We start from the raw sequence: 465 nt of genomic DNA on the forward strand, positions 1-465 counted from the left end.
GCTCCGCGACAATCAGAGTTCAAAAAACTCTTGCGCGCGACAATTAACGCGGCAATCATCACCTCGCCGCGACACCGACTCGCCATCCTGATTGTCGTGCGCTTCCCACCCAGATTGTCGCGCTATACGGCAGGGGCGTAGAGTGACATGGGCGTCGTAAAGCTACAGTTCGCACCGCGCACTGCGGCCGTCGAGCCTGATACTCCCGATGTCCTCGCACACGCGATCGCGAAGCTGAGGCAATGTGGGGGCGATGCCATCAACGTTCTGCGCTTGACGGATGAGCTGCCCGAAGTCGTGTTGCCGTTCCTAGCGTGGGCGGCTTCATGACGGCAGGATGATCTTCCCCCGAAAAAATGGACAGGGTTAAGCTGCTTTTAGCTCCATCTCGATCGGGCTGATATAGCCGATGGCGGAGTGACGACGCTTTCGATTGTAGAAGCCCTCGATGTAAGCAAAGATATC

At 57.2% G+C, this 465-nt stretch carries 1 protein-coding gene; it reads right to left on the reverse strand.

From position 1 onward, the window contains the following. Window positions 1–366 precede the first annotated feature (366 nt). On the reverse strand, window positions 367–465 hold a 99-nt coding region (locus I6F33_RS38605), incomplete at its 5' end, for an IS3 family transposase (RefSeq protein ID WP_346656715.1).

The sequence above is a fragment of the Bradyrhizobium sp. BRP20 genome (assembly GCF_020194215.1).
Taxonomy (GTDB): domain Bacteria; phylum Pseudomonadota; class Alphaproteobacteria; order Rhizobiales; family Xanthobacteraceae; genus Bradyrhizobium; species Bradyrhizobium yuanmingense.